At 72.0% G+C, this 7,813-nt stretch carries 8 protein-coding genes and 1 pseudogene; 6 read left to right on the forward strand and 3 right to left on the reverse strand.

Annotated features, from left to right (window positions below; genetic code table 11):
- The 6 genes and pseudogenes from dnaK to larC all read left to right on the forward strand — a co-directional run.
- Positions 1-210: pseudogene (dnaK, locus tag ACTHJJ_RS18320) on the forward strand (molecular chaperone DnaK); the annotation flags it as partial.
- Between the two features lie 5 nt (positions 211-215).
- The gene (locus ACTHJJ_RS18325; protein WP_440304390.1) at positions 216-851 is read left to right on the forward strand and encodes a nucleotide exchange factor GrpE; all 636 of its coding nucleotides are present in this window, start codon (positions 216-218) and stop codon (positions 849-851) included.
- A gap of 77 nt (positions 852-928) precedes the next feature.
- Positions 929-1,948, forward strand: coding sequence for a DnaJ C-terminal domain-containing protein (locus tag ACTHJJ_RS18330; protein ID WP_440304384.1), 1,020 nt, complete (start codon positions 929-931; stop codon positions 1,946-1,948).
- 45 nt (positions 1,949-1,993) lie between these two features.
- The gene (locus tag ACTHJJ_RS18335) at positions 1,994-2,461 is read left to right on the forward strand and encodes a heat shock protein transcriptional repressor HspR (protein WP_440304385.1); all 468 of its coding nucleotides are present in this window, start codon (positions 1,994-1,996) and stop codon (positions 2,459-2,461) included.
- 54 nt (positions 2,462-2,515) lie between these two features.
- The gene (locus tag ACTHJJ_RS18340) at positions 2,516-3,502 is read left to right on the forward strand and encodes a GNAT family N-acetyltransferase (protein ID WP_440304386.1); all 987 of its coding nucleotides are present in this window, start codon (positions 2,516-2,518) and stop codon (positions 3,500-3,502) included.
- Between the two features lie 224 nt (positions 3,503-3,726).
- On the forward strand, positions 3,727-4,998 hold the full coding sequence (larC, locus tag ACTHJJ_RS18345; protein WP_440304387.1) for a nickel pincer cofactor biosynthesis protein LarC: 1,272 nt from the start codon (positions 3,727-3,729) through the stop codon (positions 4,996-4,998).
- Positions 4,999-5,023: 25 nt separating this feature from the next.
- On the opposite strand, the gene larB is transcribed toward larC, so the two are convergent.
- From larB to gndA, 3 genes are all read right to left on the reverse strand, one after another.
- The gene (gene larB / locus ACTHJJ_RS18350) at positions 5,024-5,740 is read right to left on the reverse strand and encodes a nickel pincer cofactor biosynthesis protein LarB (RefSeq protein ID WP_440304391.1); all 717 of its coding nucleotides are present in this window, start codon (positions 5,738-5,740) and stop codon (positions 5,024-5,026) included.
- A gap of 31 nt (positions 5,741-5,771) precedes the next feature.
- A complete protein-coding gene (locus tag ACTHJJ_RS18355; RefSeq protein ID WP_440304388.1) occupies positions 5,772-6,647 on the reverse strand; it encodes an asparagine synthase-related protein in 876 nt (291 codons plus the stop codon).
- 130 nt (positions 6,648-6,777) lie between these two features.
- A partial coding sequence (gndA, locus tag ACTHJJ_RS18360) for an NADP-dependent phosphogluconate dehydrogenase (RefSeq protein WP_440304389.1) occupies positions 6,778-7,813 on the reverse strand: 1,036 nt, incomplete at its 5' end.

Here is a 7,813-nt window from a genome sequence, read left to right on the forward strand (position 1 = left end):
CGCGCGAAGGTCGACGCGCTCAACGAGAAGTCCCAGGCCATGGGCCAGGCCGTGTATGCCGCTGAGCAGAGCTCCGCGGCCAGCGGGGCCGGCGCTTCGGCTGGGTCCTCCGACGGGGAGACCGGCCAGAGCGGCGCGAGCGGCCAGGCCGGTGCCGACGAGGACGTCGTCGACGCCGAGGTCATCGATGACGACCAGGAAGCCAAGTGAGCCAGATGGACCCGGAGATCCGTCCAGAGGGCACCCCGCCCAACGGCACCGGTCCGGACTCGACCGAGGGCGCCGGCACCGCCGGCGCCCCGGCCGCGTCCGGCACCCCCGGGCCCGAGCCCATCTACACCGAGGGCGGCGGCGGCGCCTCGTCCGAGCCGGGAGGCGAGGACGAGTATGACCACGCCCCCGCGACCGAGGAGCTCGCGGAGGAGGACACGATGGCGGCCACTCTCCTTGCAGACCTCCAGCGCCTGCAGGCCGAGTACGTCAACTACAAGAAGCGGGTCGATCGCGACCGTGAGGTCATCCGCGTCAACGCCGTGAGCAGCGTCGTCGAGGCGCTGCTGCCGGTGCTCGACGACATCTACTTCGCGCGGCAGGCGGGCGACCTCGACTCGGGACCGTTCGCCGCGATCGCCGACAAGCTCGAGGACGTCCTCGGGCGCTACGGCATCGCGCGGGTCGGTGAGGTCGGCGAGGAGTTCGATCCGAACGTCCACGAGGCCCTGATGCACGTCGAGGCCGAGGTCCCGGAGGGAGCGACGAACACGACCATCGTGCAGATCTTCCAGCCGGGCTACAAGAACGGCGAGCGGCTCGTGCGAGCCGCACGGGTGTCGGTTGCCGACCCCGCCTGAGCGCCACGCCGCTGGGCTGGGAGACCAGCCCAGCGGCATACATGAGACTGTGATGAGTAACGAGGAGGTGCGCCGGGATGGCTAGCCAGGACTGGTTCGAGAAGGACTTCTACGCGATCCTCGGCGTGCCGCAGGACGCCGACGACGCGACCATCAAGAAGACCTACCGCAAGCTCGCGCGCAAGATGCACCCGGATCAGAACCACGGTGATGCCAAGGCCAGCGAGCGCTTCAAGGAGATCGGCGAGGCGTATGCCGTCCTCTCCGACCCCGAGCAGCGCAAGGAGTACGACGCGGTGCGGGCGATGGCCCATGGTGGCGCCCGCTTCACCGCGGGCGGGCCCGGCGGCGCCGGTGGCGCGAGCTTCGAGGACCTGTTCTCCGGCTTCGGTGGCGGCGGCGGCCAGCGCGTGCGGTTCGGCACGGGTGGCGCGGGCGGCCCGGATCTGGAGGACCTCTTGGGCGGCCTGTTCGGCGGCGGCGCTGCGCCCGGCTACGGCGGTGGCACCCCCGGCTACGGCGGCTTCGGCGCGCCGCGCGGTCCCCAGCCCGGCGTCGACGTCCACGCGTCGACGCACATCGGCTTCAAGGACGCGGTCGAGGGATCGACGGTGTCGCTCCAGTCGGCCGAGCTGGGCCGGATCAACGTGCGGATCCCCGCCGGCGTCCGGGACGGCCAGAAGATCAAGCTGCGCGGCAAGGGCCGCGCCGGCGACCAGGGTGCGCCCAACGGCGACCTCATCCTGACCGTCTCGGTCGAGCCGCACCCCGTGTTCGGGCGCGACGGCGACAACCTGACGGTCGACCTGCCGGTGACTTTCGCCGAGGCCGCACTCGGGGCGACCGTGCCCGTGCCGACGCTCGACGGCAAGTCCGTCATGGTCAAGGTGGCCCCGGGGACGCCGAGCGGACGAGTGCTGCGGCTCAAGGGTCGCGGCGTCAAGCGGGGCGACAAGACCGGCGACCTGCTCGCCAGGGTGCAGGTCGTCGTGCCCCAGCGGCTCACGGACGAGGCCCGCGAGGCGATCGAGAAGATGGCCTCGGCCGAGAACGGCTACGACCCGCGGGCCGAGCTGTTCGCCAAAGCCCGGGCCTGACCCGGGCATCGAGACGAGGTCGACCAGAGCGAGGAGGTGAGGACGATGGCACGACAGGCGAACCGGGGCGGTGCCCCGGACGACGACGCTCCCGTCTTCGTCATCTCCGTCGCGGCCCAGCTCGCCGGGATGCACGCCCAGACGCTGCGGCAGTACGACCGGATGGGCCTGGTCACCCCGTCGCGCACCCGGGGTGGCGGGCGGCGCTACAGCGGGCGTGACGTGGCGCTGCTCCGGGAGGTCCAGCGGCTCTCCCAGGAGGGCGTCTCGCTGGTCGGCATCCAGCGGATCCTCGACCTCGAGAACCAGGTGGAGGCGCTCCGCTCTCGCATCGAGGAGCTCGGTGACGAGCTCGACTCGGCTCGGCTGGCGATCTCCAGGCACCGTCGGATCTTCGCGGCCGGCTCGCGGGGTGACGTCGTCGCGATGCAGGCCGGTCAGCGACCGCCCCGCCCGGTGCGTTCGCAGGCTCTCGTCGTCTGGAGCGACGAGCAGCGGCGTCAGTCCTCCTGACCCGCCAGGCAATTCGGTCGACAGCCGTGGCTGCGATCGGACAGGGTGCCAGTCATGGAGATCCGCCGACTCGACACGACCGACCGCGACGAGCTGAAGCGCTGGTACGAGGCCTGCCTCGCCTCGGTGCGAGCCGTGCAGCCGACCTTCGTCCCGAAGCCGTTCGAGGAGCACCTGCGCAAGGTGCTCGAGCCGGAGCTCGGGGCGGAGCGCTATGACCTCGTCGCCGTTGAGGACGGGGTCGTGCTCGGCGGCGTCATGATCTACCTCCCGATGGAGGACAACCGCGAGATCGTCTGGCTCGTGGTCGACGTCGATCCCGCGCACCGCCGTCGTGGCGTCGGGCGTGCGCTCGTGGCGGCTGCCGAGGCCGAAGTCCCGGCGGACCGGCACGAGTTCATCGTCCCCGCCAACGTCCCGGCCGACCAGGTGAGCGACCACCCGTACCGCCGCTTCGCCGAAAGCGTGGGGTATGCCGTCTCGACCGTCTCGACGGAGCGCGCGCGTGCATGGCCGGTCGACCGGGCGCGGCTCGACGAGCTCGCCGTGTCACCCGCCGGCTACCGGCTCGAGTCCTACGTCGACGGGGTGCCCGAGGCGTATCGCCCGTCGCTCGGGGTCCTCAAGGGGCTCATCGACGTCGACGCCCCGACCGGGGACATCGAGTGGGAGGCGTCGCCGGTCAGCCCGGAGCACTATGCGGAGGAGCTGCGCCGACACGTGGCGTCCGGTCGGCGGCTCGTCGAGTCGGTCGCTCTCGATGCCTCGGGAGGGGTGGTCGCCTACAGCGAGATCGTCGTGCCGTCCGTGCCGGAGCGGCACATGACCCAGGAGGGCACCCTCGTCAGGTCCGACCACCGGGGCCACCGCCTCGGGCTCGCCGTCAAGGTCGCCAACCTTCAGGCCCTGCTCGACCTCGAGGTGAAAAGCCCCTCGATCCGCACGGGCAACGACGACGCGAACCGGCACATGATCGCGATCAACGAGCAGCTCGGCTTCGTCCCGGACCTCGCTGAGATCGCCTTCGTCAAGCGCCGCTGACCCAATCCGTCGGTGGCCGGCAGCTGCTCGCCGGCCTGCTTCGCCAGGTGGATGGGCGTGGTGCGGAAGTGACGGAGCGCTCACTCGACCGGACACGTCGAGTGAGCAGTCTGTCCCACGCGTCACACGCGGGTTCTCCCCGTCGAGTGAGCGCTCCGTCCCACCCGTCACGTGGGGATGCTCCCGCCGCGCGGTACGACGCGCAGCGGGTTAGCGTGTCGTTCATGGAAACTCGTGGTCAGGGACGGGTTGTCGCATGGATCGACGCTTCGGCCGGACTCGCCGGGGACATGCTCCTCGGTGCGCTGCTCGACCTGGGCGCGGACCTCGACGCCATTCAGGAGAACATCGACGCGGTGGTGCCGCATACGGTGCGGATCAGCCTGTCTGAAACGAAGCGTGGCGGCCTCCGTGCCGCGAAGGCGCACGTCGAGCTGGTCGCTGCCGACCAGCATCACCGCCGCTGGGCGGAGATCCGCGACCGGATCACCGGTGCAGAGCTGCCCGAGCGGACCCGGTCCCGGGCGCTCGCGACGTTCGAGGCGCTGGCCCGCGTCGAGGCGACAGTGCACGGCACCGAGACCGAGGAGGTCGAGTTCCACGAGGTCGGCTCCTGGGACTCCATCGCGGACGTCGTCGGTGTCTGCGCCGGCCTGGAGGACCTCGGCGTGGACGAGGTCGTCGTGAGCCCGATCGCGGTGGGCAGCGGTTTCATCAGGGGATCGCACGGGCGTCTCCCCGTACCGGGGCCGGCGGTCGTCGGACTCGCCAAGGGCTGGCAGGTCGCGGCAGGAGGCGAGGGAGAGCTGGCCACGCCCACCGGGGTGGCCCTCGTGACCACGCTCGCCGCTGAGCAGGGGCCGATCCCGGCCATGCAGCTCATCGCGACCGGGGTCGGGGCCGGGACGGCAGACCGAGAGGGGATGGCCAACGTCACCCGGATCGCTCTCGGCGTGAAAGCGGTCCACGCAACGGCGACAGAGACCAGCGGGCCGGACGGCGGGGACGGGCTCGTGGCTCGGCCCATGCGGCTGCTCGAGGCGAACGTGGACGACCTCGACCCACGCGTCTGGCCATCCGTGGTCGAGGCGCTCCTCGACGCGGGCGCCGCCGATGCCTGGCTCACGCCGATCGTCATGAAGCGAGGCCGTCCCGCCCAGGTCCTGTCCGTCCTGGGCCACCCTGAGGACGTCGCTTCCTTGCGCGACCTCGTCTTCGAGCTGACGAGCACGATCGGCCTGCGCGAGAGCGAGATTCGCCGCTGGGAGCTGGAGCGGGGATGGGTCAGCATCGAGGTCGACGGTGAGCGGATCGACGTCAAGATCGCTCACCGGGACGGCCGGATCGTGCAGGCGACGCCCGAGTTCCGGGACGTGGCCGCGGCGGCCGAGGGCCTGCGGCGGTCCGTCCGGGACGTGCTCGAGGCCGCCCAGGCGATTGCCGGCCAGGCGGGGTTGGCCAGCGGTCGTCCGCTTCCCGAGGGCCTGCGGTCCTGACCCCTTGCCCGCGTCGCCGGACCTCTTAGAAGGGGGCGGCGATCTGGGCGGCGAGGTGGCCCGCGCCGTAGCCGTTGTCGATGTTGACCACGCCGACCCCGGGCGAGCACGCGTTGAGCATCGACAGCAGCGGCGCCAGCCCACCGAACGCGGTGCCGTAGCCGACCGACGTCGGCACCGCGACGACGGGCGCGCGGGCCAGGCCGGCCACGACGCTCGCCAAGGCGCCGTCCATGCCGGCCACGACGACGATCGCCCGGGCCTCGGCGATGAGGTCGACCCGGTCGAGAATGCGGTGCAGCCCGGCCACGCCGACGTCGACGACGAGCTCCGTCGGCCGGCCGAGGTAAGTCAGGGTGAGGACGGCCTCCCGCGCAACAGGCAGGTCCGACGTACCGGCGCAGAAGACCGCGACGAGCCCGCCGGTCGGCTCCGGCGCGGTCGGCGGCCAGGCGAGGACCCGCGCGGTCTCGTCGTGCAGGGCGTCGGGCAGCACCTCGCGCACGGCCGCCGCCTGCTCCGGCGACGCCCGCGTGAACAGCGCCGTCCCCGTGGTCTCCCCTGCTGCCATGGCGTGCCGCAGGTTCGCCGCGATGGCCCGGACCTGCTCGACCGTCTTGCCCTCACAGAAGATCGCCTCGGGATAGCCGCGCCGGGCCCCGCGACCGAGGTCCAGCTCCGCGATCCCGTCGAGGTCCGCAGGATCGAGGGGTATGCCGCTCACGTCCGTCAGCGCCTCCATGTCCGTCGCGCCCGCGCGGGGCCGGGACGCCTCAGCCATGGGTCACCCCGACGAGGGGAAGCGTGAAGGCCCCGGACTGGATCCCCGCCACGTCGACGGCGACGAAGCGGAAGCCCGCCTCGATCCCCGCCTGGCGCAGCGCGACTCGCGCGGCCGGCTCCATCGCCCTGGCGATGTCGGCCTCGCGCAGCTCGAGCCGGGCGATCTCGCCGTGGTGCCGGACCCGGCAGTCGGCAAACCCGAGCCCGTGGACCACGTGCTCGAGCGACTCGACCTGCCGCAGCTTCTCGGGGTAGACCTCGGAGAAGTGCGGGATCCGGGAGGCGAGGCACGGGGCGGCGGGCTTGTCGGCGTTGGGCAGGCCGAGGGCGCGGGCCAGCGCCCGGACGTCAGCCTTGGTCAGGCCGGCGTCGGCGAGGGGCCGCAGGACGGCGTGGTTCGTCGCGGCCTGCGCCCCGGGCCGGTCGGGGCGGCGGGCGTCGTCGGCGTTCTCGCCGTAGGCGACTGCGGCCAGGCCGTGGGCGCCGGCCACCTCGTCGGAGATCCGGGTGAAGAGCTCGTCCTTGCAGTGGAAGCACCGGTCCGGCCCGTTGGCCCGGTAGAGCGGGTTGTCGCCCTCGCGCGTGGCGACCTCGACCACCGGCGCGCCGATGCCGGCGGCCACCTCCCGGGCCGACCGCAGCTCGTCGGCGGCCAGGCTGGGGGAGACGCCGATGACGGCGATGACACGGGACGTGCCGAGGTGGCGCACGGCCAGCGCCAGGAGCAGGCCGGAGTCCACCCCACCCGAGAATGCGACACCGAGCCGCCCCACGGGGACGGCCTCGCGGAGCAACCGGCCGACTTCGTCGTCGAGCGGGACGAGGTCGGGGGGCAGAGCGGGCATCATGGCCCCAGTCTCACGCATCGACATCCTGCACTCTCGATAGCCGCAACTGCACTCGCGCTTGTCATGGCCGCACTCTCGATGGCAGCAACTGCACTCTCGATCGGGAATGCTGCACTCTCGATCGGATCACGCATCGGCACACCACTGCTCAGGCCGTCTGCACCTCGGACTTGTCCTGCGCCCAGAGGGTGTGGAACGTGCCGTCCGTGTCGGTGCGCCGGTAGGTGTGCGCGCCGAAGTTGTCCCGCAGGCCCTGCACGAGGGCCGCCGGCAGGTGCTCGGCGCGCATGGTGTCGTAGTAGGCAAGGGCGCTCGAGAAGCCAGGCACCGGGACGCCCGCGGCGGTCGCACCCGCGATGACCCGCCGCCAGGCGTCCTGCCGCTCCCCGAGGCCCTGCTTGATGCTCGGGGCGACGAGCAGCGTCGCGAGCCGGTGGGCGGCATACTCCTCGCTGATCTGCTTGAGCAGCCGGGCCCGGATGATGCAGCCACCACGCCAGATCCGGGCGACCGTGGCGATATCGACGCCCCAGTCGTACTCCTCGCTGGCCCGGCGGATCTCCTCCAGGCCCTGCGCGTAGGCGACGACCTTCGAGCTCCACAGCGCCTGCCGGACGTCGTCGACGATCTGCTGCCGGTCGGCGTCGAGCCGGCGGGACGGCCCCGCCAGCACGCCGCGGCATGCCTCGCGGATCTCGACGTCACCGGAGGCCGACCGGGCGAAGACCGCCTCGGCGATGGCCGGCACCGGAACCCCCATCTCGAGGGCGGTCTGGACCGTCCAGCGGCCGGTGCCCTTCTGCTCCGCCTCGTCGACGATGAGCTCGACGAGCGGCTTGCCGGTGCGCGCGTCGACCTGGGCGAGCACCTCGGCCGTGATCTCGACGAGGAACGAGTCGAGCTCGCCGGTGTTCCAGTCGCGGAACACGTCGGAGATCTCCGCGGCCGAGAGGCCGGCGGCCGACAGCACGTCGTAGGACTCGGCGATGAACTGCATGTCGGCATACTCGATGCCGTTGTGCACCATCTTGACGAAGTGGCCGGCGCCGTCCGGGCCCATCCACGCGCAGCACGGCTCGCTGTCGACGTGCGCGGAGATCTTCTCGAGGATCGGGCCGAGAGCGACATACGACTCCTTGGATCCGCCCGGCATGATCGACGGGCCCTCGAGGGCGCCGACCTCA

The sequence above is a fragment of the Intrasporangium sp. genome (assembly GCF_051961875.1).
Classification (GTDB): domain Bacteria; phylum Actinomycetota; class Actinomycetes; order Actinomycetales; family Dermatophilaceae; genus Intrasporangium_A.

Coding starts and splice junctions, on each gene's coding strand:
- ACTHJJ_RS18335 (WP_440304385.1), top strand. CDS start 1,994: ATGGCACGACAGGCGAACCGGGGCGGTGCCCCGGACGACGACGCTCCC.
- ACTHJJ_RS18330 (WP_440304384.1), top strand. CDS start 929: ATGGCTAGCCAGGACTGGTTCGAGAAGGACTTCTACGCGATCCTCGGC.
- larC (WP_440304387.1), top strand. CDS start 3,727: ATGGAAACTCGTGGTCAGGGACGGGTTGTCGCATGGATCGACGCTTCG.
- ACTHJJ_RS18340 (WP_440304386.1), top strand. CDS start 2,516: ATGGAGATCCGCCGACTCGACACGACCGACCGCGACGAGCTGAAGCGC.
- ACTHJJ_RS18325 (WP_440304390.1), top strand. CDS start 216: ATGGACCCGGAGATCCGTCCAGAGGGCACCCCGCCCAACGGCACCGGT.
- ACTHJJ_RS18355 (WP_440304388.1), bottom strand. CDS start 6,647: ATGCGTGAGACTGGGGCCATGATGCCCGCTCTGCCCCCCGACCTCGTC.
- larB (WP_440304391.1), bottom strand. CDS start 5,740: ATGGAGGCGCTGACGGACGTGAGCGGCATACCCCTCGATCCTGCGGAC.